This window comes from Sulfurimonas sp. HSL3-7, from assembly GCF_039645985.1.
In the GTDB taxonomy this organism is placed as follows: Bacteria; Campylobacterota; Campylobacteria; order Campylobacterales; family Sulfurimonadaceae; genus Sulfonitrofixus; species Sulfonitrofixus jiaomeiensis.
This window is the reverse complement of the sequence record NZ_CP147919.1, coordinates 2,441,423-2,467,907: the sequence shown is the minus strand read 5'-3', so window position 1 is coordinate 2,467,907 and position 26,485 is coordinate 2,441,423. Positions and strand designations below refer to the sequence as shown.

Genomic DNA, 26,485 nt, shown 5'->3' with positions numbered 1-26,485 from the left:
CCTCGCTTAAAAATGGTAGTTCAGCCCGATGTAGGGATTGATAAGGTGTGATGTGACTTTGACATTTTCTGAGACCAGTGTGATGGATTGCCAAGTGCGCAGTTTGTAGTTAAGTCCCAGATCAAAATCAACATCTTCGGTAATCATATAACGGACGCCGCCGCCAAAATTAAAACTGCTGAAAGTAAGCGCTTCCTCAAGCTCTCTATCCACCGGCATGTTCCCCATGCCGATGCCGATATCGAGATATGGATAGAGATCATATCCGGCATCCCACCCTTTGTACAGAGTGATATCGAGCATTAAAGCGGCACCGTCATTTTTAGAGAAGACATTAGTGGCATAATCCATATAGCTCAACGACGCTTCGACAGCAAAGTTGGAAATGTCGCCATAACCGGCTTTGATCTTGTACTGAGGTGTTGACGCATCCAGGTTCTCTTTTCCTTTAAGCACAAAGAACTCTGTTGAATCTTCGATAGAGAGACCGATGTAACCTGCCGGCTCAGCAAGAAGTGAGAAACACAGTGATAATAAAACAGCGATCATTCTCATCAACGTTTGTCTCCCTGATATAAGTTGTTCGCATTTTAGGCAATTTCATCTTAGAATGAGCAAAATCCGAAACTTAAAGATATTGCTTGACAGGCCGGGATAAACAATTGTCTTGAGAGTTTTAGATATAATACGCGGAAATTTTAATCAGATGGGTCAAAATGGGCCTGTCTTATGGAGAAAAAAATGGGCATACCACAGCCAGCTTTTTATATTTTCAAATGTGAACAATCTGCACCTCCTGGGATGCCAAAACCTTCATGCGTAAGACCGGAAACACAAGACCTTTTCCAGCATTTAGCGCAGTCTTTAATGAAAAAAGGTATTATTGGAACAGTTCAGCCGATTCGTTCGGCATGTCTTAACCGTTGTAATGTCGGTCCGGTTATGCTTGTTGAACCGGGTCACACAATGTACGCAGGCTTGACCAAAGATGCAATCGACCGTATCATTGATGAGCATATTATTGGCGGCAATGTTGTTGAAGAATTTGTCATTTCTGATGAGCTTTGGGATGCACCAATAGCGCCGGCAGACATGATGAAGCAGATGGGTAGATAAGGACAGATTTCGATGACCATTGAAATGTTATACAGTAAAATTCATCGCGCAACGGTAACCGATGCGAACCTCAATTATGTCGGGTCAATCACCATTGACGAAGAGCTTTTAGAAGCTTCGAAGATGCGGGTAGGCCAGAAAGTCGAGATCCTCAATATCAATAACGGTGAACGTTTCTCTACCTACATCATCTTAGGCGAACGCGGCAAACGTGATATCTGCCTTAACGGTGCAGCGGCTCGTAAGGTGCACAAAGGTGATAAAATCATTGTTGTCGCCTACGCCACATATGATGAAAAGGACCTTGAGACCTACAAACCACGTGTCGTCTTGTTAAATGACGATAACAACATCGATCATATCCTTGACGAGATTTAAGGATTTCAGCTGAGAAGCTGGGGTTCTTTCGTTACGCTCCTCTATTCATTCCATATGTTTATCTCTAGGCCGTTATCGAGATATAATAGTCCAATACATTGATCAGGATTTATCATGCAGCTAAAAAAACTTATTTATTCGATTCTTTTCGGGGGCGTCACGCTCAGTGCGGCAGGCAGTAGTCAGTACGTGGGCGTGAGCTTTATCGGCGGGCATTCCTTGATTGACCAAAAGGTCTCTGTGCATGGACAGGGTTCAGAAACCAATGCGATCGATCCAAACCTTTACGGTGGAAAGATAAACCTTGGTGTTGATAACGGGGAGCATGTCCGTACCAATATCTACCTGGGTATCGAAAAGTTTGATAAAGACATCTATAGTGATGTCACTAAAGACAATGCTGTTCTTGCCAGCGGCAGAGACGGTCTCTTATGGAGTGTCGGATTTGACATTATCAAAGGCTACGATATCGGATCTGGTTATGAGCCTTATCTATTGGGCGGCGTGGATTTTGCGTTTATGCCGGTTGACGGGTATGCGCAGAAATGGCCAAAGAATGTCGGTCTTAAGTTCGGAGGCGGAACGTTCCTGCATATGGGCGATGCCCTGGAGTTGCAGATAGGTGCGTACTATAAATACCGTATCTGGGGCAACTACAATCTCGATACACCGACAACGACCAATGTAGATCTCTCAGATCATTCATTAATGTTCGAGCTGGGTCTCAACTTTCATTATTAATATGTTAAAATTCCGCATCAAACAGTTAGGATGGAAATGCAGTCATTTGAAGCGTTCATAGCGGCACATAAACCCACCGCAGCAAGCTTTCATCCTCACTATGAAGAAGCCCTGTACACGATGCTTGAAGCGGGCGGTAAGCGTTTTCGCCCTGCGCTGCTTTTAGCTGTCGTCTCCGCTTATAATGAGCTCCTTATTGATGGTGCTTATCATGCGGCATATGCTATTGAACTACTGCATACCTACTCTTTGATCCACGATGACCTTCCTGCTATGGATGATGCTGACCTGCGGCGCGGCCACCTCACGCTGCACAAGCGTTATGATGAAGTGACGGCTATTTTGGTCGGTGACGCTCTTAACACCTACGCTTTCGAGGTGCTGTCAAACGCGCCTTTCTCTGATGCAACACGCGTCAAACTGATCCGTTCGCTCTCACACAATGGCGGTGTTGGCGGTATGGTGCTTGGTCAGGCCATCGACTGTTATTTTGAGAACCAGCCGCTCGACATTGAACAGGTGAAAGTCCTCCATATCAACAAAACAGCAAAGCTGATCGCCTGTGCCCTGGAGATGGGTGCGATTGTTGCCGGACAAAAGGCACTTGAAAGACCGATCTATGATTTCGGGATCAAGTTAGGTCTTCTTTTCCAGATTCAAGACGATATCCTGGATGTGACGCAGAGCGATGAAGAAGCAGGCAAGACGACCAATAACGATGAAGATAAAAACAGTTTTGTCACTTTGCTCGGTCTGGAAAAAGCGATGGATGAGGCTAACGTATTGGCTGCTGAGGTAGAAGATAAGTTGATGAGTTTTGATGAGAATCTACAGCGTAGGTTGTCACCAATACTTTCTACGTATATCAACAGGCACCGCTAGAGAGGATCTCCGGTTATTTGGATACAACGCCGCGTTAAACTCGGCGTTAGCGTCGTCTTCGGGGTTTTGGCTCCAGAGACGTGAAAATGATAATATTGATGAGAATTTGCAAGGTAAATTGTCACCAATACTTACGATTTATATTAACAGACATCGATAAAGGAATTACAATGTCAAACACTATGCGCCAAAAGATGGCCGACAGTATTCGTTTTTTAGCAGCCGATATGGTTCAGGCTGCCAACTCAGGCCACCCGGGTGCACCAATGGGTCTTGCCGATATCGCGGTGGTCCTGAGCGAGCACCTTTCACACAATCCCACAAATCCGGCATGGCTGAACCGTGACCGTCTCGTCTTTTCGGGCGGGCATGCATCTGCGCTGATCTACTCACTCTACTATCTCTGGGGATACGGTCTGGAGATCGAAGATCTCAAAAACTTCCGTCAGCTTGATTCCAAAACGCCGGGTCACCCGGAGTATGGTCATACCGAAGGGATAGAGATCACGACCGGACCACTGGGTCAGGGTGTTGCCAACGCGGTCGGTTTTTCAATGGCAAGTAAGTATGTGGGTGCACAGGTCAACTCCGATACGGCCGAAGCGATCGATCATCATGTCTACGTGCTTTGCGGCGACGGCGACCTGGAAGAGGGTGTTTCGTATGAGGCATGTTCGGTAGCAGGCCACCTCAAACTTGACAATCTGATCTGTATCTACGACTCTAACCGTATTACGATCGAAGGCTCAACGGACTTGAGTATTTCAGAAGATATCCGCAAGCGTTTTGAGTCGCAAAACTGGGAAGTGCTTGAGATAAACGGGCACGATTTTGACGAGATCGACAGCGCGATCAAGCAGGCAAAAGGGATTGATAAACCGGTGCTTATCATTGCGAACACAACGATCGCTAAAGGGGCATGTGAGCTTGAGGGGTCACACCACTCACACGGTTCACCGCTTGGCGATGCGATTATCAGAGAAGCAAAAGAGTGTGCAGGATTCGATCCTGAGAAAACATTTTTTGTTCCTGAAGATGTTCTTGCACGCTTCAGATGCGCTATCGAAGAGGGCGATCTTGCAGAACGTGCATGGAAACATTCACTTAAAACCCTGCCGTTGATGGAGCAGAACGAAGCGCTTGAGGCGCTTCTAAACCCGGATTTTTCGCGTATTCAGTGGCCGACGTTTGAGAAGGCCGATGCGACCCGCGGGACGAACGGTGTTATTCTTAATGCTATTGCCAAAGCGATCCCGGGCTTTATCGGCGGTTCGGCAGATCTGGGCCCGTCAAATAAGACAGAGCTGAAAAACATGGGTGATTTTCCTAAGGGCAAGAACATCCACTTCGGCATCCGTGAACATGCAATGGCGTCGATCACCAACGCGATGGCGCTATATGGACCGGTCATGCCGTTTTCGGCGACCTTCTTTGTCTTCTCGGATTACCTGAAACCGGCGGCGCGTATTGCGGCGCTCAGCGGTATACAGCAATTTTTTGTCTGGACACATGACAGTATCGGCGTCGGTGAAGACGGTCCGACCCACCAGCCGATCGAACACCTTTCACAGTTCCGCGCACTGCCGAACTTCTATGTCTGGCGTCCGGCTGACGGCATTGAAAACGTGGCGGCATGGCAGCAGGCGCTGGAGATGAAAAACTCTCCTTCCGCCTTTGTCTGTTCACGTCAGACGCTACCGATCCTCGGCGAAGCCAAAGTGGGTGACGCACGTAAAGGCGGCTACCTTCTTGAAGAAGAGGCGGAGGCGACCTATACGCTAATGGCATCGGGTTCCGAAGTCGCGTTGGCCCTGGAGGTCAAAGCGAAGCTTGCTGACAAAGGGGTCAAAGCCAATGTCGTATCGGTCCCGTGTTTCGATCTTTTTATTGAACAGGAACAAGACTACATCGATGCGATTATCAAGCCGGGAACCAAAACAGTCGCTATCGAAGCGGCGCGCGGCATGGAATGGTACCGACTTGCTGATGACGTGATCTGTATGGACAGCTTCGGTGCTTCGGCACCTGCCGGAGAGCTGTTTGACAAGTTCGGTTTCAATGCCGAAGCGATCGCGGCCAAGCTTTAAGAACCTCGACACTCCTCCAGCCCGGTTTGCCGGGCTGAATCCCATCTCTTTGCTTTAAGACCTCGTTATAGTCTATTGTTCAAAACAGAGTATTATTAAAGTAACAAAACATCAGGACCTCTTTAATGACGGCACTCAAACACTCTCTACTTGATTTTTTTAAAGGCGAATCGGCTGTCGGCATCTTGCTTATCTTAGCTACTTTTCTGGCGATGTTACTCGCGAACAGCCCCTTGGCACAAACGTATCAGGATTTTCTAGATATTCCGGTTGTCGTCAGTATCCATGAATTTGTGATTGCAAAGCCATTGCTTTTGTGGGTGAATGACGGTCTGATGGCCGTTTTTTTCTTTATGGTCGGTCTGGAGATAAAGAGAGAGGTGCTTGAAGGCAGTCTAAGCCATATATCCAAAGTAGTGGTACCCGCTTTCGCAGCTATAGGCGGTATGGTTGTACCGGCTGTTGTTTACAGTCTCTTTAACTGGGGTGACCCGACCGGGATGCAGGGGTGGGCTATCCCGATGGCGACGGACATCGCTTTTGCCTTGGGTATACTCTCTCTTTTGGGAAAACGCGTTCCTGTGGAACTGAAAGTTTTTTTGCTGGCTCTGGCTATCATCGATGACCTGGGGGCTATTATCGTAATAGCGCTTTTTTTCGGGCATGGCCTTACGATGACAGCTTTGGCTGTCTCGGGGATACTCATCGCTGTTTTGATGGTGATGAACTGGCGGGGTGTAACGAACAATACCGTTTATGTTCTTCTCGGTATCATCATATGGGCTGCTGTCCTGAAATCCGGGGTTCATGCGACGATAGCCGGTGTTATCGTCGGGCTTTTGATTCCGCTGCGCAACAATAGAAAGAGTTTCCACGAACTCGAAGAGTCGCTGCATGGACCAGTGAATTATGTGATATTGCCGCTGTTTGCTTTTGTCAATACAGGGGTCGGTTTCGGCAGCGTGAGTGTAAAAGACTTTGTGGACAACGTTACGATCGGCATTACCTTGGGACTGTTTTTAGGAAAGCAGATCGGTATCTTCAGCTTTGGTGCCCTGGCGGTGATGTTAAGGGTTGGCAAGTTGCCTGAAGGATTTACCTGGGGGCATCTCTACGGGATCTCTATTCTGGGCGGTATCGGTTTTACGATGAGTCTTTTTATCGGTTCACTTGCCTTTGAGTGCAGTGGCGATGCCTGTCTCAATATGACGGATGAGCGGATTGGTATTTTACTGGGTTCGCTATTCTCCGGCACTGTCGGATACCTGTTCCTACGGTCGCAATTCCACGGCCAAAAAGAGAGCAGCTGACGATATCTATTTGATCTCTAGACTGCTGTATCTGTAATTAATTCCTTCTGGTGCGCTACACCTCTTTAAACTGTTTGGCGGCATTGTGTCCAAATCTTATCGATTGGGAGTATAATAAAGAATGCGTATAGTAGTACTGCTTTTTTTATTTTTTTCATCCATAAAAGCAACAACGCTGGATGAGCAGTTGACACAGGATGCCTATCTGGCCACAGTGAACGCCGCGATTGTTTTTACTTCGCAAGACGGTCTAAGTTCAGGTGTTTACCGCTTTACCAAGATCGATACGCAAATGCGCATGTATAACCTCCCTCTCAGTTACCAGTTTGATCCTCTGACTGAAAACACAAATCTCTTTGTGCTCTTTGATCTGGGCTACAGTGATACCCGTAAAGCCGGTAATGTCCTGGACGAAAATGGAACGTTTCTGCATCTCAACAATAGAATGCAGACCTATGTCGGTGGTATTGGCGTCGGGATTCGCTACCGGGCTACCGCACACTCGGATCTGTCGTTCGGAGGGGAACTGCTCTATTCACGCGTCGGACTGACTGTCCGTCCGGAAGAAGATCTAGATGGAAGCAGTATCGAAAACTTTTTTTCCGATGATTTCAATGACAACTTCTCCTACAAGCTTTTTGCAGAGTATGATTATCATCGCGAATACAGAGGATATGAGATCTATATGAAGCTGAATTATAAACTCTATAAAACCTTGTCAAAATTTGATCTGACAGACCTTGCAGAAGATATTATCGGCGATATCACCTCTTTGCGTTCTCAGACATCGGTTGCGTCCTTGATAATGGGCTTTGAAACTGATCCTCTTTATAATTACCGTGATATGAGCCTGACGTTAGAGCCGTATTTGAAAGGAAATTACATCTGGGGGGACTTGGCCGAGGTGGCCAAGATGGGCAGTTATGCGACAGCAGGGGTAAGTATCTATTGGAATACGCCGGAAAAACGTGCTTATATCTATCGTTATTTTGTCGAGCCGAGCGTTTCAAGAGGAGAGGGACTTGCCGGTCTAAATCTAAGCCTTGGTTTCAGCCTCGATTTCTAGAGATTCTGGGCAGGGGACAAGCGTTTCTGTTCTGCGCTGTTTGCACATTAGGTGAACGGCATGAAAAACAAATATGGTTATAATGCGATTATGAAAGATACACAAGCCTATTTAGACAAAAAAAACTTTTTTGAGAATGTTATAACCCTGTACGGACGCAACGTTGTCCTGGAGATACTCCAAGATCCGTCACTGACGGTGCATAAGCTGCACCTTGCAAAGAGCAATCGAGAGGAGGGTGTGATCCTTGAGATCAAGAAGATCGCACAGCAGCGCGGCATCGAGGTCAAGATGCACGTTAAAGAGCAGCTTTCGCGCATCTCCAAGAACGCCAAGCAGGACCAGGGGGTGGCGATCGATATTATCGCCCCGAACTACCGCAAGAGCGACGACATCGAAGCACTGCTCGGTGACACCTTCCGTCTGCTGGCCCTGGACGGCGTCCAGAACCCGCAGAACCTGGGTATGATCGTCCGTTCGGCTGCCGCCGGGAAGATCGACGGCATCATCCTGCCGACCAACAGTAGTGCAAAGATCTCGCCGCTGGTCATCAAGGCAAGTGCCGGGACACTTTTCAAGATCCCTATCTTTCACTGCAAGACGCTCGAGGCCCCTCTGGCGCGTCTTGCCGAACGTGCCGAGGTCTATGCACTCTCTTCGCATGCCAAAGAGGATATCTACAGCCTGAAGATGGGCAAAGGGGTTGTATTCGTCCTAGGGAATGAGAGTGAAGGGGTAAGTCCGGCGGTCTCCAAGCTCTGTAACAAGTCACTCTCGATTCCGATGCAGCGCGGGGTAGAGTCTTTGAACGTTGCCGTTACGGCAGCGCTGCTCGCATTTTTACCAAACTAGAGCAGAACCTTACGATGTCATCATGTCGTAGGGGCGTTTGATCTCCTGTACGACCTCGCCGACGCTCATATGACGGCTTTTGCGTAAGAACTCTTTGCCGTCAAGATAGACCAGTAACGTGGGGATGGTAAAGACACTGAAGTGCGAGGCGATCTCCGGTGTCTCCGATATATCGATACTGATCACCTGCAGCTGCGGGAAGTTCTCCTCGAAAGCTGAAAGAAGTTTGGGTTTAAGCGCATGGCAGACGTTGCAGGTTGGTGCGCTGAAATAGAGGGCTACGGCGAGTTCTGATTGCAGGGTTTGTTCGATGGTCTCGATGCTCAACATAAGAGCTCCTTGGTCGTGATGAATGGATTAATGCATTTATATACTATAATGAAAAGAATTATAATATTTTACTCCAAAGAGTCTACATAATGTTGCGTCTTCTGTTTTTGCTGTTTACACTCACTCTCCTCTCCACTGCCGATGAACATAATCAAGCCGACCTCTATTTTCAAAATGAAGAGTATGACAAAGCCTATGGGCTCTATCTGGAGTACGCTAAAAAAGCTGAAAACCCGGATACGGCATTTAAACTTGGCTGGATGCATGAAAACGGCAAAGGGGTGGCACAAGACCCTGAAAAAGCGATCTATTGGTATAAAAAAGCGGCGAAGTGGGACTCTAGCGAGAGCAATAAAGAGCGGGTGATGGAGACCCTGTATCGAAATTTCGATCCGGTGGGCAACAGTGAATCGGCCGATACCCTGGTACAGCTGGCCAGCGGTGCTTTTGCTTTGCGGGCTTACGAACCGAATTATTGGCTCGTCTCTTATACGAATATTGTACCACGCGGCGATCCCGCTCTTGAAGAGACGGAATATATTCATACGGAGACGAAGTTCCAAATTTCGCTTCGTGCGGATTATGTGACAGAGTGGTTTGGATTTACGCAGATGTGGACGGGCGCCTATACCCAGAGCTCCTACTGGCAGATCTTCTTAGAATCATCTCCCTTTCGAGAGACCAACTATATGCCGGAGGTCTTTGTGACGTTCCCTTTTTATCATGCTTTGGATGCGATCCATATGAAGGCTATCTCTTTCGGCTACAAACATGCCTCCAACGGTCAGCCGGGTGAGGACGAGAATGCGACCCGAATTCGTTCGGATGGCCCGTTCGAGGGTTCTCGTTCACGTTCATGGAACCGTCTGTATGCACGCGGCTCTTTCCAGTGGGACAGTTTCTTTGCCGAACTGACACTGTGGCATCGTATGAAAGACAGGATAGAGAAGGATGACAATCCGGATATTGTGGACTATTACGGTCACGGGTCACTGGAACTCGGATATATTTATAAAAAACTGCTCGCGCGTTTGAAACTGCGTAAGAATTTCAAGAGCGGGTACAGTTCGGCAGAACTGGATATGAGCTATCCGATACCTCTGAGTGACACTATCTTTTTCTTTATTCAGGGATTCAGCGGGTATGGCCAGAGTTTGATCGATTATGACCACTATACCAACCAAGTCGGTTTTGGTCTAAGCATATCACGATAAAAGAGGGGACATGAAACTTTTTCTAAGCCGCAAATATGATAACTACATTCTCTTCTTTTCGTTGAGCGGGGTCCTGTTCCTGCTTCCTTTCGTCAATGCGATGCCCCTGTTGCGTTTTGCCTTGCTGGGACAGTACACCTTCGTGATGATCTATCTTATCTTCAGCGGACGCCATATGCGCAGCATCTTTTTTATTGATATGGCGTTTGTCGTCCCGGCCTTGATCGCGACCTGGCTTGAGAGTATCTATCCAAACAATATCACCTTCGCTGCATCACACGTGTTGATGCTGACCTTCTTTGCCTATCTCCTCTACCTGATCATCAATGAGATGGTACATGCGCATACAGTCAACACTAATACAATATTCGGAGCGATCAATATCTATCTGGTCGGGGGGCTGATCTGGGCTTACAGCTATGTCCTGCTGTACCATTTCGATACATCCGCTTTTGCAATCTCTGGCGGTGAGAGCAGTTCTAATACGATTGAACTGTTCACCTATTACAGCTACACGACCTTGACAACGTTGGGGTACGGTGACATCGTTGCACAGAATGCGCAGGCGAGAATGCTCTCGGTGCTTGAGGCGGTATTCGGTCAACTCTATCTGGCGATCGTCATCAGCAAGCTTGTTTCCATCTCGGTCAAAAGCAGAAAGAGCTAAACAGTCGACAGCGTATCAGCCGATGATGCTGTAGACAATCTCTTTTTTATTCTTTATCTCTCTGATCTCTTCGACCTTGAGCGTCTCGATCTCCATCTTCATAAAGGCATCAAGGTTGTTGATCTGGTGTTGTGCAAGTTCGCGCAGAACCAGACCTCTGTAAGCCTTTGCCCAGTGGCTTACGGTTTTGCCGTCTTTTAAAAATTTGAGTGTGGTATAGGGCTGCTTCGTCTTGTAGAACTTGTCATAGTAGCCGGCACGAAGGTCAAGGATCTCATGCTCCATCAGCAGCAGATCCAACTGGTAGGAGAAACGATCCTTGTAAAACTTGTCGGGTGCAATCCCTCCGATGCTGTTACCTTGCTTGACCTTGTAGTTGGCGATTTTGTCACCGCCAAGCACAGGGCCGTAGAGGTTGGAAAAGATAATGACCTGCTCTCGCAGGTAGGCTTTGGCCTCCGGTGCCAGCGAGGCATAGTCGAGGTAGTCGTAGGCAACGCCGCTGTAGCGCTCAATAGCCGCCATCTTCGGTGCCTTGAAAAGATCGTTAAGATAGGGCTGAATGTCACTCTCTTTCTTGATGCCGAAAAGCGCTTTGATCGCATCCATGTCGCCGGAGTTTACAATAGTGTTGTAGGTCAAGAGGATTTCATTGCGGGGTGCGTAGCCGAAGAGTATATTGCTCTGCTGAGAGCTGTCGCCGCCGGGAAGCTTGCCTTCGGAAGGGGAGAATAGGGTATATAGCATGGTCACTCTTTTTTGACAGGATTGTACTCTATAAGAGGAAAAAACAGGCTAAGAGAAAAAAAATCGAAACTTCTTGTAAAAACTCTTGACATTGAAAAAAAAAGTGCCTATAATTGCAGCTCGATTTCAGATGCCGACATAGCTCAGTTGGCTAGAGCAGCTGATTTGTAATCAGCAGGCCCGGGGTTCAAATCCTCGTGTCGGCACCATTTGATTTCGAATATTAGAAACAGTGTTAGACCAAATTAATACAATCGGTGAGATAGTCAAGTGGCCAACGACGGCAGACTGTAAATCTGCTCCCTATGGGTTCCCAGGTTCGACTCCTGGTCTCACCACCATCAATGATGACGCGGGCGTAGCTCAGTTGGCTAGAGCGTCAGCCTTCCAAGCTGAGGGTCGAGGGTTCGAGTCCCTTCGCCCGCTCCATTGAAGACCGTATTATTTCTGGGAGCTGAAGTACAATAACTTATACTTCTTCTTATATAAATCTAATTACTTACTAATATATTTGTATACATAAAATTATGCATTGATTGCTTTGTTTTTAACTTTTTATGTCTGCTCACATGGCTCAGAGGTAGAGCACTTCCTTGGTAAGGAAGAGGTCCCGGGTTCAATTCCCGGTGTGAGCTCCATTATGTAAAATTTTTTTACTAAAAGTTTTTAAAGATATAAGCAATAATTGAATAGTTTTTTGGTATCATTCCATTTCTATTTACTAAAAAGTCGGAGGACACTATGGCAAAAGAAAAGTTTGAACGTACGAAACCGCACGTCAATATTGGTACAATCGGTCACGTTGACCACGGTAAAACTACACTAACAGCAGCTATTACAGCAGTACTGGCTGTAACAAATAATGCAGCGCTTATGGATTACGATCAAATCGATAACGCACCGGAAGAGCGCGAGCGTGGTATTACGATCGCAACTTCACACGTTGAGTATGAAACAGACAATCGTCACTATGCACACGTTGACTGTCCAGGTCACGCGGATTATGTTAAGAACATGATCACAGGTGCTGCTCAAATGGACGGCGCGATCCTAGTTGTATCTGCAGCGGATGGCCCAATGCCACAAACACGTGAGCATATCCTTCTTTCTCGCCAGGTTGGTGTTCCATACATCGTTGTTTTCATGAACAAAGAAGACATGGTTGACGATGAAGAACTTCTTGAACTAGTAGAGATGGAAATCCGTGAACTACTAGACCAATACGAGTTCCCAGGTGACGATACTCCAATCGTAGCTGGTTCTGCTCTTAAAGCTCTTGAAGAAGCAAAAACTGGTACTCTTGGTGAGTGGTCAGAAAAAATTCTTAAGCTTATGGCTGAAGTAGATGCTTACATTCCTGAGCCTACTCGTGAAACAGACAAAGACTTCCTAATGCCGGTTGAGGACGTATTCTCAATCTCTGGTCGTGGTACAGTTGTAACTGGTCGTGTTGAGCGTGGTCAAGTTTGTGTTGGTGAACAAATCGAGATCGTTGGTATCAAAGATACTCAGTCTACTACGGTAACTGGTGTTGAGATGTTCCGTAAAGAGATGGATTGTGGTGTTGCCGGTGATAACTGTGGTGTCCTTCTACGTGGTATCGGTAAAGATGATGTTGAGCGTGGTCAAGTTCTTTGTAAGCCGGGCTCAATCACTCCGCACACAACTTTCGAAGCTGAGATCTATGTACTAAGTAAAGAAGAGGGTGGTCGTCACACGCCATTCTTCTCTAACTACCGTCCACAGTTCTACGTTCGTACAACAGACGTAACAGGTGCAATCACTCTACCAGAAGGTACTGAGATGGTTATGCCAGGTGACAACGTAAAAATTACTGCAGAACTGATCAACCCGATCGCGATGGAAGAGGGAACTCGTTTCGCTATCCGTGAAGGTGGACGTACAGTTGGTGCAGGTGTTGTTTCTAAAATCATCAAGTAATTGATGTCATCTCCTTCGGGGGATGAATTTTAAAACTAGGTAGACACTATGCGTGAAAATATCCACTTGGCTTGTGAGAAGTGTACTCGTCGTAACTATCACACAAGTAAAAACAAAAAGACTCACACTGAGAAGTTTTCAGTAACTAAATACTGTAAATGGTGTCGTGAGCACACTGTTCACAAAGAAGCGAAATTATAATTTCGCCTTCTGGTGAATGTCGAGAGATCTGAAGCCTGGCTTCAAATTTCTTTTACAGGCGTATAGCTCCAATGGTAGAGCACCGGATTCCAAATCCGGGTGTTGGGAGTTCGAGTCTCTCTACGCCTGCCACATATAACGTATCATTTATGATCAATGCAGCTAATGAGCTCTATTGATTGCAAATGTAATAGAGGAATCAGAGATGAAAAACAGTTTAACAGGCGCATTCAGAAATGCAAAAAGTGAATTAGCTAAGGTCATCTTCCCGACACAAGGGCAGGTGAAGCAGGCATTTTTTGCAGTTTTTTTGGTAGTCACTGTCATCTCTATCTTTTTGGCATTGGTTGACTTGTTGATGTCAACCGTGCTATCTGCAATTCTAGGATAAGGATCGGTCAATGGCACACAAATGGTACTCAATTCAGACCTATGGTAGTGAGCGTAAAGTTCGTGAGGCGATTCTTAACCTGATCGAAGAGAACAATCTTCAGGACCGAATCGCCGAAGTGATCGTTCCGACAGAAGATGTTGTCGAGATGAAGAGCGGTAAAAAAAAGCTTTCTGAGCGCTCGCTTTACTCAGGATACGTTTTTATCAATGTAGACCTTGATACTGAGCTGCAGACACTGATTCAAAGTGTTCCGAAAGTATCCGGTTTTATCGGTGAAGGGAATACACCTACACCGTTGAGTGAAAACGATATTAACACGATTCTTGACCGTGTCAATAACCGTCCGGCACCAAAACCGAAAGTCTATTTTGAAAATGGGGAAATGGTTCGCATTATTGACGGCCCGTTTGCCAACTTCACAGGGACTGTCGACGAATACGATGTCGAACACGGAACACTTAAGCTCAACGTTTCGATCTTTGGTCGTTCAACACCGGTGGATATCTCATATTCACAAGTTGAAAAAATTATTTAATCTCAAAAAAGGAAAGAACTATGGCAAAAAAGGTTATGGGTTATATTAAGCTTCAGATTCAAGCCGGCGCAGCTAACCCTGCACCACCGGTTGGACCTGCGCTAGGTCAACGCGGTGTCAATATCATGGAATTCTGTAAAGCATTCAATGAAAAAACAAAAGATAAGATGGGATTCAAAGTTCCAACGATTATCACGGTTTACAGCGACAGAAGTTTCACTTTTGTCACGAAACAACCACCGGCATCTGCACTTCTTATGAAAGCAGCCGGTCTTAAAAAAGGGACTGACAATCCACTTAAAAACAAAGTTGGTCAGATCACCAAAGCACAGCTTATGGAAGTTGTAAAAATGAAGATCGCAGACCTTAATACAGACGACGAAGAACAAGCGGCAAACACTATCGCTGGTTCTGCACGTTCAATGGGTATTGAGATCGTAGACTAAAACCTGCGAAAATGATCATCGACCGCAGTGATCTTAAACTATGCGGCAGATTTATAACGGAGAATCAAAATGGCAAGCAAACGCTATAAACAATTGAGCGAAAAAATTGATAATACAAAAAAATATTCTGTTGCTGAAGCAGCAGCTTTTATGCAAGAGCTAAAATCAGCAAACTTTGATGAAACAGTAGAGATCGCGATGAACCTTAATGTTGATCCGCGTCACGCTGATCAAATGGTTCGTGGTGCAATCGTACTACCTCACGGTACTGGTAAAGTAGTACGTGTTGCTGTATTTGCTAAAGGTGCCAAAGCCGATGAAGCTAAAGCAGCAGGTGCCGATATTGTTGGTACTGATGACCTTGTAGAGCAGATCCAAGCCGGTGACATCAACTTCGACGTTGTTGTCGCAGCACCTGACTGTATGGGTCTTGTTGGTAAGATTGGTCGTATTCTGGGGCCAAAAGGTATGATGCCAAACCCTAAGACAGGTACAGTTACTCCAGATGTAGCAACGGCTGTTAACAATGTAAAAGGCGGTCAGGTCGCGTTCCGTGTTGACAAAAAAGGTAACATCCACGCCGGTATCGGTAAAGTTAGCTTCGATGCAGAGAAAATCAGTGAGAACATCAAAGCATTTGTTACAGCGATCAACAAGCAGAAACCAGCTTCAGCTAAAGGTCGTTATATCAAAAATGCAGCACTTTCATTGACTATGAGCCCTGCAATTAAATTTGATGTTGCAGAACTAGCTGACATTAAATAATTATACTTTTTATCTAAAAAGGCGATTTGATTTTAGAGCGGTTTTTCGCTATAATTTCGTTCGCCTTTTTTGGGTTATGAAGCTTTTTAGTCTGAATTCATCGGAATCCAGCCTAAAGATTTTCATTTTGGAGATCTGAATTACTTGGACTGAAGAGAGTTGGGGGTATCTGCAGAGTATGCAGTGAGCTTAATCGGCCTTTCCCGCCCCGCTTGAAGTTAAAGTCTGGAAAGGAGAATGAACATGCTTAAAGCTAAAAAAGCTGAAGTAATTGCGCAACTTACCTCTTCGTTTGAGAATACGACTGCCGTAGTCATTTGTGACTACAAAGGTCTTGGTGTTAGCGAACTGGAAGCGTTACGTAAAGCGGCAAAAACTAAAGATACAAGTGTTCAGGTTGTTAAAAATACTTTGGCAACAATCGCATTGAATAATGCGGGAATGAGCGGTGTAGAGATTAAAGATACAAACATCTTCCTATGGTCTGATGATGTTATTTCTGCCTCTAAAATCGCTGCTGATTTCGCGAAGACTAACGATAAATTTGTAATTAAGTCTGGTTACCTTGACGGTGAACCGGCTGACGTTGCAAAGATCGAAGCATTCGCAAAACTACCGGGTCGCGAAGAACTACTCGGTATGCTTGCTGCGACATGGATGGCCCCGGTTGCGAATTTCACAATTGGCCTCGATGCGCTTAAACGTAAAAAAGAAGAAGAGGCGTAGCCCCTCCTTCAAGAGATTTGTGGCTTAACCACTCAAAATTAAAAAAAATATATTCATGGAGAATACTATGGCTGTAACTAAAGAAGACGTATTAGAATTCATTTCTGGTCTATCTGTTCTTGAGCTTTCTGAGCTTGTAAAAGAATTCGAAGAAAAATTCGGTGTATCTGCTCAACCTGTAGCGGTTGCCGGTGGTGCTGTTGCTGCTGAAGCTGCAGAAGAAAAAACTGAGTTTGATGTTGTACTTGTTGACGCTGGTGCGAAAAAAATCAACGTTATTAAAGCGGTACGTGCACTAACAGGTCTTGGTCTTAAAGAGGCTAAAGAAGCTGCTGAGGGTACTCCATCAACAATCAAAGAAGGCGTTGATAAAGAGACTGCTGAAGCTGCTAAAAAAGAGCTTGAAGAAGCTGGTGCAACAGTCGAAGTTAAGTAATTACATTACTTACGGGCAAGGAAATCTCCTTGTTCCCGACATTCTGGCCACTTTAGTTTAGTGATATCGTCACTAGGCTAAAGTGGCCTTTGTGCGTTAAAGAGCACAGACATTCATTACTTGTGATCTGTCCAAAGACGTTTGGACTTGACCCGATTGAATCAAACAAAACCTTATTATCAACGCTGAATTATGCAGCAGAAATTGCATTCAGTTTTTTACTGATCCACTTTATTGCATTTTCTACTGCATAAACAGTAGGGATGACCAGCCCCCGAACACCGTTTCGACTGGTCTACGCCTGGTTTTGTCTGATTTTTAAAAATTTACCTTAGAGGTTGCCTATGTTAAATAGCTTGTATTCTGGAAACCGTTTACGCGTTGACTTCGCTAAAACTCCACAACAAATCGAAATCCCTAACTTATTACAACTTCAGCAAAGTTCATATGACAACTTTTTGATGATCGATAAGAAAAATCGTGATGCCAGCGGTATTGAGAAGGTGTTCGCATCTGCATTTCCTATTCACGACGCACAGAACCGTCTTACTATCGAGTATCTGGGTTCTGAAGTAGCAACACCGAAATATACGGTGCGAGAGTGTATGGAGCGCGGTCTTACATACGCTGTCTCACTCAAGATGAAAACGCGTCTTGTCCTTTGGGACCGTGACGAAAACACGAAAGAAAAACTGGGTGTCAAAGATATCAAAGAACAGTCTATCTTTGTCCGTGATATCCCGCTGATGACAGACCGTACCTCTTTTGTCGTCAACGGCGTCGAACGTGTTGTCGTTAACCAGCTGCACCGTTCACCGGGTGTTATCTTCAAAGAGGAAGAGTCAACGACTGCCGGGAACAAACTGATCTACACAGGTCAGATCATTCCGGATCGCGGTTCATGGCTCTACTTTGAGTATGACCCGAAAGACATTCTTTACATGCGTATCAACAAGCGTCGTAAGGTGCCTGTCACGATCATGTTCCGTGCTATGGGGTACTCTAAGCAAGACATTCTGAAGATGTTCTACCCGCTTCAGAAGATCAATGTTTCTGAGAACCAGTTCACTATGGACTTCAAGCCGGAAGATTTTACGGGTCGTCTTGATTACGATCTTGTAAGCGAGAGCGGTGAAGTTCTACTTGCAGCCGGCAAGCGTTTGACTGCTAAAAAGGCTCAAAAGTTTCTTGAAGACGGGATGAAAGCGGTTCAATACCCTGTTGAAGTCTTGGTTGAGCGTTATTTGGCTGAGCCGATCATTGATCCGGAAACAGGCGAAGTGCTGTTCGACACAATGACAGCAATTGATGAGATCAAACTCAAGAAGATGGCTGAAGCCGGTGTTACGGAGTTCATTATTGCCAATGACCTGGCGGAAGGTGTGGATGCATCTATCATCAATGCCTTTAATGCCGATGCCGATTCGCTTAAACTGCTTAAGCAGACAGAAGAGATCGAGGACGAAAACGATCTTTCAGCGATTCGTATCTACAAAGTCATGCGTCCAGGTGAGCCGGTTACCAAAGATGCAGCCAAAGCATTTGTAAACCAGCTTTTCTTTGATCCAGAACGTTATGACCTGACAAAAGTCGGCCGTATGAAGATGAACCATAAACTTGGTCTTGATATTCCTGAGTATGTCACGGTACTGACAAACGAAGATATCATCAACACGGTTAAATACGTCATCAAGGTCAAAAACGGTCAAGGCCATATCGATGACCGTGACCACCTTGGAAACCGTCGTATCCGTTCGATCGGTGAGCTGCTGGGCAACGAGCTTCACAACGGTCTGATCAAGATGCAGAAAGCGATCAAAGACAAGCTTTCAACGATGAGCGGTCCAATGTCCGAGTTGATGCCGCATGATCTTATCAACTCTAAGATGATCACGTCGACCATTATGGAGTTCTTCTCAGGCGGTCAGTTATCACAGTTTATGGACCAGACCAACCCGCTTTCAGAAGTCACACACAAACGCCGTCTTTCGGCACTTGGTGAGGGTGGTCTTGTCAAAGAACGTGCAGGCTTTGAAGTGCGTGACGTTCACCCGACACACTACGGACGTATCTGTCCGATTGAGACGCCGGAGGGTCAGAACATTGGTCTGATCAATACATTGGCTGCGTACTCAAAAGTAAATGAGCTTGGTTTCATCGAAGCACCGTACAATATCGTCAAAGACGGTAAAGTATTGACAGGTCCTGAAAATGTTGTTTATCTGACTGCAACACAGGAAGAGGGCAAAACGATTGCGGCAGCATCAAATGCTGTCGATGAAAACGGGAAATTTGTTGAAGAGCTGATCGAGATCCGTAAAGACGGTGAGATCATGCTCGGCAATCCTAAAGATTGTGAGTACATGGACCTCTCTTCACAGATGGTTGTCGGTGTCGCTGCATCACTGATCCCGTTCCTTGAACATGACGATGCGAACCGTGCTCTGATGGGATCGAACATGCAACGTCAAGCCGTGCCGCTTCTTAAGCCGCAGGCACCGATGGTCGGTACAGGTATTGAAAAACTTGTCGCCCGTGATTCGTGGGAATGTATTAAAGCGAAACGTGCCGGACGTGTTGAAAAAGTTGATGCGAAGCATATCTTTATCCTTGGTGAAGACGAAGGCGGTACCTTTATCGATTACTACCCGCTTCAAAAGAACCTCCGTACCAACCAAAATACGACATTCAGCCAAAAGGCAAGTGTCAAAGTCGGTCAGGAAGTCGAAGCAGGCCAGATCATCGCAGATGGTCCGAATATGGATCACGGAGAGCTGGCACTGGGTATCAATGCCATGGTCGCTTTCATGCCATGGAACGGATACAACTATGAGGATGCGATCGTTATCTCCGAGCGTATGATCCGTGAAGATGCCTATACCTCTGTTCACGTCTATGAAAAAGAGTGTGAAGCGCGCGAACTTAAACATGGTATCGAAGAGATCACACGTGATATCCCGAATGTCCGTGACGATGAGCTTTCTCACCTTGACGAGAGCGGTATCGTCAAGATCGGTACAAACGTTAGCGGCGGTATGATCCTTGTCGGTAAAGTCTCGCCTAAGGGTGAAGTGAAGCCGACACCGGAAGAGCGCCTTTTACGTGCGATTTTCGGCGAAAAAGCAGGTCACGTTGTGAACAAATCACTCTACTGTCCGCCATCGATGGAAGGTGTTGTCGTTGATATCAAGATCTTCACGAAAAAAGGGTATGACAAAGACCCTCGTGCTCTTGAACTAGAGAAGCAGGAGCGTGACGAACTTGAACGCGAGCACTACGACCGCCTTCTGATGATCGACAAAGAGGAGATGATCCGCATCGAGTCGATCCTGACAAAAGCGGAATTGCTTGCCGATGTGACGGTCAACGGTGTTGAATACAAAATCGGTGACAACATCAAGGCGGAAGACCTTGCGAATGTCAACCGTTTTGCGATGAACAACATTGTCAAATCGTTCTCAGAAGAGGTTCAGGCACAGTATAACAGTACCAAAAACCATTTCCAAAAACAGAAGAAAAAATTCCGTGATGAACACGAAGAGAAACTTTCTATCCTGGAAAAAGATGACATCCTTCCTAACGGTGTAACGAAATTTGTCAAGGTCTATATTGCGACAAAACGTAAACTTAAGGTCGGGGATAAGATGGCGGGGCGCCACGGTAACAAGGGTATCGTCTCTATTATCGTTCCTGAAGTCGACATGCCGTACATGGCAGACGGCCGCTCAGTCGATGTCTGTCTGAATCCGCTGGGGGTACCGTCGCGTATGAACATCGGTCAGATCCTTGAGATGCACCTCGGTATGGCAGGGCGCGAGCTAGGTCACCAGATCCAGGATATCTTTGAAGCGAAACAGGCTGATTTTATTGCTCAGCTTCGTGCCAAGCTGATTGAGATCGCTGACGTTGCCCGTTTCATGAACGCTGCGGAAGTGGTCGGCAAGATGTCGGACGAAGAGCTTCTTGCATTCGCTCGGGACTGGGCGAAGGGTGTCAAGTTCGCATCACCGATCTTTGAAGGTGTTGACACGAAAGAGTTCGAAAAACTGTTCGAACTTGCCAAACTTGATGCTGACGGCAAGACAGTACTGTACAACGGTAAGACCGGTGAGCAGATCAAAGAACGTGTCAATGTCGGGTACATGTACATTCTTAAGCTGCATCACCTGGTTGATGAAAAAGTTCACGCACGTTCGACTGGACCTTACTCACTGGTTACACAGCAGCCGGTCGGTGGTAAAGCTCTGTTCGGTGGACAAAGATTCGGTGAGATGGAAGTATGGGCTCTTGAGGCCTATGGAGCATCAGCAGTACTTAAAGAGATGCTGACGATCAAATCGGATGATGTTGAAGGCCGTGTAAGTGCTTACAAAGCATTGACAAAAGGCGAAGCGGTTCCTGCATCAGGAATCCCTGAGACCTTATTTGTATTGACAAAAGAGTTGCAAGCGCTTGCACTTGACATAGAGATTTTTGACGAGGTGGAAGATAATGAGTAAATTGGTACCTATTGAAGTAACAGAAGAGAACCGTCCTAAAGACATTAAACAGCTTCAATTTCGCTTGGCCAGTCCGGAGAAAGTTCTCTCCTGGAGTCATGGTGAGGTTAAAAAACCGGAGACGATCAACTACCGTACGTTAAAGCCTGAGCGCGACGGTCTGTTCTGTGCAAAGATCTTTGGTCCGGTTCGTGACTACGAGTGTCTTTGTGGTAAATACAAAAAGATGCGTTACAAAGGTGTGGTCTGTGAGAAGTGTGGTGTTGAAGTAACAACCACCAAAGTACGTCGTACGCGTATGGGACATATCGACCTTGTCACGCCGGTAGCGCATATCTGGTATGTCAGCTCACTTCCGTCACGTATCGGTACGCTTCTTGGCGTTAAGATGAAAGACCTTGAGCGCGTACTCTATTATGAAGCGTATATTGTAAGACAAGCTGGTGAAGCATTTTATGACGGTGACGAGTCTTCGCCTGTCGCTAAATATGATGTTCTAAATGAAGAGCAGTACCGTATTTTGATGTCTCGCTACTCTGAGACTGGGTTCCAGGCAGAGATGGGTGGTGAAGCGATCCGTAATATGCTGGATGATATCGATCTTGTCGAGATCTTCTCTCAACTTAAAGAGGAGATGGACAACACTAAATCGGTAGCGAAGACAAAAACACTGGTCAAGCGTCTTAAAGTCATCGAATCGTTCCTGAACTCGGGTAACAACCCGGCATGGATGATGCTGACAGCGCTGCCTGTTCTTCCGCCGGACCTTCGTCCGTTGGTAAGTCTAGACGGCGGCAAGTTCGCAGTTTCTGATGTCAATGACCTTTACCGTCGTGTTATTAACCGTAACCAGCGTCTTAAGCGTCTTATCGAGCTGGAAGCACCTGAAATTATTGTCCGTAATGAGAAACGTATGCTTCAGGAATCGGTTGATGCCCTGTTTGACAACGGCCGTCGTGCCAATGCCGTCAAGGGTGCCAACAAACGTCCGTTGAAATCTCTTTCAGAGATCATTAAAGGTAAACAGGGACGTTTCCGTCAGAATCTTCTGGGTAAACGTGTTGACTTTTCCGGCCGTTCGGTTATCGTTGTCGGTCCAAGCCTGCGTATGGACCAGTGTGGTCTTCCTAAGAAGATGGCGCTTGAACTGTTCAAGCCGCACTTGATCGCGAAACTCGAAGATAAAGGGTATGCGACAACGGTCAAAGCTGCAAAGAAGATGATCGAAGATCAGACAAACGAAGTATGGGAGTGTCTGAACGAGATCGTTGACGGTTACCCGATCATGCTGAACCGTGCACCGACACTGCACAAATTGTCTATTCAGGCGTTTCACCCGAAACTGATCGACGGTAAAGCGATTCAGCTTCACCCGCTCGTCTGTGCGGCCTTTAATGCCGACTTCGATGGTGACCAGATGGCGGTACACGTACCGCTTTCTGCCGAAGCGATTGCCGAAGCAAAAGTTCTGATGCTTGCATCGATGAACATCCTGCTTCCGGCATCGGGTAAAGCGATCGCGACACCTTCACAGGATATGGTCCTTGGTCTTTATTATATCACTTTGGAGAAAAACGGGGTTAAAGGTTCTAACAAACTGTTTGCCAACGTAGACGAGATCAAGATCGCACTTGAGTCAGGTTCTCTGGATATCCATGCTAAAGTACGCACAAAAGTCGACGGGCGTATGATTCATACGACTGCCGGCCGTATGTTGCTTAAAGAGATCCTTCCTGATTTTGTTCCTGTAGACGTATGGAACAAAGTGATGAAAAAGAAAGCGATCAATGCGATGGCTGACTATGTGCAAAAACATGGTGGTATTGCTGTTACTGCAGGCTTCTTGGACCGTTTGAAAGATCTCGGTTTCAAACAGGCTACTGACGCCGGTGTATCGATCTCTGTTGCGGACATTATCATCCCTGAAGAGAAGAAAGAACTGATTGCAAGCTCGAAAAACAAGGTTATCGAGATTCAGAAACAGTTTGATGCGGGTCTATTGACAGAGCAGGAACGTTACAACAAGATCATCGACGTCTGGTCAGACACGAACAACACGGTCGCAGGTCAGATGATGGAGCTGGTTGAAAATGATAAAGAAGGTTTCAACTCGATCCACATGATGGCAGATTCAGGGGCACGTGGTTCGGCTGCGCAGATCCGTCAGCTGGCAGGTATGCGTGGTCTGATGGCCAAACCAAGCGGTGACATTATTGAGACGCCGATTGTCTCGAACTTTAAAGAGGGTCTAAACGTCCTCGAGTACTTTATTTCTACCCACGGTGCGCGTAAAGGTCTTGCGGATACGGCTCTTAAAACAGCGAATGCAGGTTATCTGACGCGTAAACTTGTTGATGTTGCCCAAAACGTAAAAATCGTTGAGCATGACTGTGGTACGCACGAAGGTATCGAGATCACTGAGATTTCAGACGGTAATGTGATGATCGAGCCGTTGGAAGACCGTGTTTACGGCCGTGTACTTGCTGAAGATGCGATTGACCCGATCACGAATGAGATCCTCTATCCTGAGGGAACTCTGATCGATGAGATCTCTGCGGCGAAGATGAGTGAAGCGGGTATCAAATCGGCACACATCCGAACACCGACGACCTGTAAGTCCGAAGGCGGTATCTGTGCACTTTGTTACGGTCTGAACCTTGGTACAGGACATATGGTACGTAAAGGTGAGGCTGTCGGTATTGTCGCAGCACAATCGATTGGTGAACCGGGTACGCAGCTGACACTACGTACCTTCCACGTCGGTGGTACGGCATCAAGCACACGTGAAGAGCGTCAGGTCTTTGCAGACAAAGAGGGATTCATCCGTTACTACAACATGAAGACCTATAAATCGAAAGAAGGTAAGACTATTGTTGCCAACCGTCGTAACGCAGCGGTACTTCTGGTCGAACCTAAGATCAAGGCACCGTTTGCCGGTAAACTTGAGATCCAGACGATCCATGATGAGATCCTGGTAACGGTAACTGATACAAAAGATCCTAAAAACGTGGTTCGCTACACACTTCGTAAATTTGAAGTCGCGAAACCGGGTGAGATCGCGGGTGTAAGCGGTAAGATCGAAGGTAAGATCTATCTTCCATATGAAAGTGGTGTCGAGGTCGAGGCGCACGAATCTATTGTTGAGAAGATCAAAGACGGTTGGAATGTACCAAACCGTATTCCATATGCGTCTGAAGTCATGGTCAAAGACGGTGCACCGATCACGCAGAAGATCAAAGCCAAAGAAGCCGGGACTGTTAAGTTCTTCTTGCTTAAAGGTGACTACCTAGAGCGTTATAATGAGATCGAAGCAGGCTACACGGTAACAGAAAAAGGACTTTTTGCTGTTGTTGTCGACAATGATGACCGTGAAGCGATCCGTCACTATATCGCACGTGGTTCTATCGTGGATATCGATGATGATGCTGTGGTTGAAGCGGACTCTGTTCTTGCTCACCCTGCAACTGACGAATCGATTGTGATCGCGGAGTGGGATCCATACTCTAACCCGATCATATCGGAAGCGAACGGTACGGTAACATTTGAGGATATTATCCCGGGTGTAACGGCATCTGAGCAGTTTGACGAATTGACAGGAAAGACGCGTCTGATGGTCAATGAGCACATTGTTTCTGAATACAAACCGGCGATCGTTCTTGCAACGGAAGACGGCGAGATTATCCGTTATGCGATCAGCCCTAAAACAGCGGTTTATGCGCAGAACAACTCGGAAGTCAAAGTGGCGGATATTCTGGCTAAAACGCCTAAAGCACTTCAGAAATCACGCGATATCACCGGGGGTCTTCCTCGTGTATCCGAGCTTTTTGAAGCACGTCGTCCAAAAGAGATCGCATTAATCGCAGAGATCGACGGTGTGGTCAGCTTTGGTAAACCGCTACGTGGTAAGCAGCGTATTATCATTGCTTCTGAAAACGGTATTATCAAAGAGTACTTTGTCGACAAAAGTCTGCATGCACTTGTAAGCACGGGTGACTTCGTTCACGCAGGTGAGCAGTTGACGACAGGTCACATGTCTTCACATGAGATCCTGCGTATTATGGGTACGAAAGCACTGTACAACTATCTGGTAACAGAAGTTCAGCAGGTCTACCGCTCTCAAGGGGTAAGCATTGCCGACAAACATATCGAGGTAATCTTTACGCAGATGCTTCGTCAGATCAAGATTGTTGCTTCGGGCGATACCAAGTTCATCGTCGGCGACCTGATCTCCCGTAACAAATTCCAGGAAGAGAATGAGAAGATTCTGCGTCTTGGCGGTGAACCTGCGATCGCGGAACCGTTCCTTGTCGGTATTACACGTGCTTCGGTCAGTGCCGACTCAATTATCTCGGCAGCATCCTTCCAGGATACGACAAAAGTCTTGACTGAAGCAGCCGTTTCAGCGAAGATCGATGATCTTACGGATCTTAAAGAGAACGTTATTATCGGCCGTACTATCCCGGTCGGTACAGGTATCTACAAAGACCAGACGATTCAATTCAACGAAGACGAGGAAGCTTAAGCCCCTTCTTTGTCGCTGCATGTCTGTCCTACCCGTCAAGGGCAAGGCAGATGGCTTTTTTGTGAAATGACGGCAACGCTATTTCCGCATTTTACTTTCATTCACTTTCATTTCTTCAAAATCATTTAACTGTTTACTTAAAGCTACTATTTATCATTATTTGTGTATTATTGCGCGTTTATTACTCCCTTAAGAGTAATCTACTGGAACATTTTAAGAAAGGAATTGTATGCCTACAATCAACCAATTGATTCGTAAAGAGCGCAAACAAGTGATTAAAAAATCAAAATCACCAGCTCTTGTGAACTGTCCACAACGTCGTGGTGTATGTACACGTGTTTATACAACTACACCAAAAAAACCAAACTCGGCGCTTCGTAAAGTTGCCAAAGTCCGTTTAACTTCAGGATTCGAAGTTATTTCGTATATCGGTGGTGAGGGTCACAACCTTCAAGAGCACTCAATCGTACTCGTACGTGGCGGCCGTATCAAAGATTTACCTGGTGTTAAGTATCACATCGTCCGTGGTGCACTCGATACAGCTGGTGTTGCCAACCGTAAAGTAGCCCGTTCTAAATACGGTACTAAGAAGCCTAAATAATCAGGCCAGAACAGAAGCTGTAAGGCTTT

The 26,485-nt window shown here is 46.3% G+C and carries 24 protein-coding genes and 5 tRNA genes; 26 read left to right on the top strand and 3 right to left on the bottom strand.

What is annotated here, in order from left to right:
- Positions 1-6: 6 nt before the first annotated feature.
- Positions 7-555: an outer membrane beta-barrel protein gene (locus tag WCY20_RS12155; protein WP_345978269.1), complete on the bottom strand. Its 549-nt coding sequence runs from the start codon at positions 553-555 to the stop codon at positions 7-9.
- A gap of 186 nt (positions 556-741) precedes the next feature.
- Here WCY20_RS12155 and WCY20_RS12150 point away from each other — a divergent pair, with 186 nt between their 5' ends.
- From WCY20_RS12150 to WCY20_RS12115, 8 genes are all read left to right on the top strand, one after another.
- Complete coding sequence (locus tag WCY20_RS12150) at positions 742-1,116, top strand: (2Fe-2S) ferredoxin domain-containing protein (protein ID WP_345978267.1); 375 nt, start codon at positions 742-744, stop codon at positions 1,114-1,116.
- Positions 1,117-1,128: 12 nt separating this feature from the next.
- Positions 1,129-1,494: an aspartate 1-decarboxylase gene (gene panD, locus WCY20_RS12145; RefSeq protein ID WP_345975475.1), complete on the top strand. Its 366-nt coding sequence runs from the start codon at positions 1,129-1,131 to the stop codon at positions 1,492-1,494.
- Positions 1,495-1,608: 114 nt separating this feature from the next.
- Entirely contained in the window at positions 1,609-2,235 is a 627-nt protein-coding gene (locus tag WCY20_RS12140) for a hypothetical protein (RefSeq protein WP_345975474.1), read from the top strand.
- Positions 2,236-2,271: 36 nt separating this feature from the next.
- Positions 2,272-3,117 carry a polyprenyl synthetase family protein gene (locus WCY20_RS12135; protein ID WP_345975472.1) on the top strand — a complete coding sequence of 282 codons (846 nt, stop codon included), beginning with the start codon at positions 2,272-2,274 and terminating at the stop codon, positions 3,115-3,117.
- A gap of 170 nt (positions 3,118-3,287) precedes the next feature.
- Positions 3,288-5,204 carry a transketolase gene (tkt, locus tag WCY20_RS12130; protein WP_345975470.1) on the top strand — a complete coding sequence of 639 codons (1,917 nt, stop codon included), beginning with the start codon at positions 3,288-3,290 and terminating at the stop codon, positions 5,202-5,204.
- Positions 5,205-5,329: 125 nt separating this feature from the next.
- Complete coding sequence (gene nhaA, locus WCY20_RS12125) at positions 5,330-6,514, top strand: Na+/H+ antiporter NhaA (RefSeq protein ID WP_345975468.1); 1,185 nt, start codon at positions 5,330-5,332, stop codon at positions 6,512-6,514.
- 121 nt (positions 6,515-6,635) lie between these two features.
- Entirely contained in the window at positions 6,636-7,580 is a 945-nt protein-coding gene (locus WCY20_RS12120; RefSeq protein ID WP_345975466.1) for a hypothetical protein, read from the top strand.
- 90 nt (positions 7,581-7,670) lie between these two features.
- On the top strand, positions 7,671-8,432 hold the full coding sequence (locus WCY20_RS12115; protein ID WP_345975464.1) for an RNA methyltransferase: 762 nt from the start codon (positions 7,671-7,673) through the stop codon (positions 8,430-8,432).
- Between the two features lie 9 nt (positions 8,433-8,441).
- On the opposite strand, the gene WCY20_RS12110 is transcribed toward WCY20_RS12115, so the two are convergent.
- Entirely contained in the window at positions 8,442-8,762 is a 321-nt protein-coding gene (locus WCY20_RS12110) for a thioredoxin family protein (protein ID WP_345975462.1), read from the bottom strand.
- Positions 8,763-8,851: 89 nt separating this feature from the next.
- Between WCY20_RS12110 and WCY20_RS12105 the strand changes: the two genes are divergently transcribed.
- Positions 8,852-9,976, top strand: a complete 1,125-nt coding sequence (locus WCY20_RS12105; RefSeq protein ID WP_345975460.1) for a phospholipase A — start codon at positions 8,852-8,854, stop codon at positions 9,974-9,976.
- Between the two features lie 10 nt (positions 9,977-9,986).
- A complete protein-coding gene (locus WCY20_RS12100; protein ID WP_345975459.1) occupies positions 9,987-10,643 on the top strand; it encodes an ion channel in 657 nt (218 codons plus the stop codon).
- Positions 10,644-10,658: 15 nt separating this feature from the next.
- On the opposite strand, the gene WCY20_RS12095 is transcribed toward WCY20_RS12100, so the two are convergent.
- Positions 10,659-11,390, bottom strand: a complete 732-nt coding sequence (locus WCY20_RS12095) for a YaaA family protein (protein ID WP_345975457.1) — start codon at positions 11,388-11,390, stop codon at positions 10,659-10,661.
- 132 nt (positions 11,391-11,522) lie between these two features.
- On the opposite strand from WCY20_RS12095, the gene WCY20_RS12090 reads away from it, so the two are divergent.
- The 16 genes from WCY20_RS12090 (at position 11,523) to rpsL (ending at position 26,456) form a co-directional block, all read left to right on the top strand.
- Positions 11,523-11,599 (top strand) — tRNA-Thr (locus WCY20_RS12090).
- Positions 11,600-11,646: 47 nt separating this feature from the next.
- Positions 11,647-11,731, top strand: a tRNA-Tyr gene (locus WCY20_RS12085).
- An 11-nt stretch (positions 11,732-11,742) separates the two neighbouring features.
- A tRNA-Gly gene (locus WCY20_RS12080) sits at positions 11,743-11,819 on the top strand.
- Positions 11,820-11,953: 134 nt separating this feature from the next.
- Positions 11,954-12,028 (top strand) — tRNA-Thr (locus WCY20_RS12075).
- Between the two features lie 103 nt (positions 12,029-12,131).
- Positions 12,132-13,331: an elongation factor Tu gene (gene tuf, locus WCY20_RS12070; RefSeq protein WP_345975455.1), complete on the top strand. Its 1,200-nt coding sequence runs from the start codon at positions 12,132-12,134 to the stop codon at positions 13,329-13,331.
- A 48-nt stretch (positions 13,332-13,379) separates the two neighbouring features.
- Entirely contained in the window at positions 13,380-13,532 is a 153-nt protein-coding gene (gene rpmG, locus WCY20_RS12065) for a 50S ribosomal protein L33 (protein ID WP_345975454.1), read from the top strand.
- Between the two features lie 56 nt (positions 13,533-13,588).
- Positions 13,589-13,664 (top strand) — tRNA-Trp (locus tag WCY20_RS12060).
- Positions 13,665-13,737: 73 nt separating this feature from the next.
- The gene (secE, locus tag WCY20_RS12055) at positions 13,738-13,923 is read left to right on the top strand and encodes a preprotein translocase subunit SecE (protein ID WP_345975452.1); all 186 of its coding nucleotides are present in this window, start codon (positions 13,738-13,740) and stop codon (positions 13,921-13,923) included.
- 10 nt (positions 13,924-13,933) lie between these two features.
- Entirely contained in the window at positions 13,934-14,461 is a 528-nt protein-coding gene (gene nusG / locus WCY20_RS12050; protein WP_345975451.1) for a transcription termination/antitermination protein NusG, read from the top strand.
- Between the two features lie 20 nt (positions 14,462-14,481).
- Positions 14,482-14,907 carry a 50S ribosomal protein L11 gene (rplK, locus tag WCY20_RS12045; RefSeq protein ID WP_345975449.1) on the top strand — a complete coding sequence of 142 codons (426 nt, stop codon included), beginning with the start codon at positions 14,482-14,484 and terminating at the stop codon, positions 14,905-14,907.
- 69 nt (positions 14,908-14,976) lie between these two features.
- Complete coding sequence (rplA, locus tag WCY20_RS12040) at positions 14,977-15,672, top strand: 50S ribosomal protein L1 (RefSeq protein ID WP_345975448.1); 696 nt, start codon at positions 14,977-14,979, stop codon at positions 15,670-15,672.
- Between the two features lie 243 nt (positions 15,673-15,915).
- A complete protein-coding gene (rplJ, locus tag WCY20_RS12035; protein ID WP_345975446.1) occupies positions 15,916-16,398 on the top strand; it encodes a 50S ribosomal protein L10 in 483 nt (160 codons plus the stop codon).
- Between the two features lie 67 nt (positions 16,399-16,465).
- Positions 16,466-16,834: a 50S ribosomal protein L7/L12 gene (rplL, locus tag WCY20_RS12030; RefSeq protein WP_345978265.1), complete on the top strand. Its 369-nt coding sequence runs from the start codon at positions 16,466-16,468 to the stop codon at positions 16,832-16,834.
- A gap of 344 nt (positions 16,835-17,178) precedes the next feature.
- Positions 17,179-21,333, top strand: a complete 4,155-nt coding sequence (gene rpoB / locus WCY20_RS12025; RefSeq protein ID WP_345975445.1) for a DNA-directed RNA polymerase subunit beta — start codon at positions 17,179-17,181, stop codon at positions 21,331-21,333.
- Positions 21,326-25,855 (top strand): DNA-directed RNA polymerase subunit beta', encoded by a 4,530-nt coding sequence (gene rpoC / locus WCY20_RS12020; RefSeq protein WP_345975444.1) that lies wholly within the window; start codon positions 21,326-21,328, stop codon positions 25,853-25,855. Before rpoB ends, rpoC begins: the two co-directional genes overlap by 8 nt.
- A 229-nt stretch (positions 25,856-26,084) precedes the next feature.
- The gene (gene rpsL, locus WCY20_RS12015) at positions 26,085-26,456 is read left to right on the top strand and encodes a 30S ribosomal protein S12 (RefSeq protein WP_345975442.1); all 372 of its coding nucleotides are present in this window, start codon (positions 26,085-26,087) and stop codon (positions 26,454-26,456) included.
- The last annotated feature ends 29 nt before the right edge of the window (positions 26,457-26,485 follow it).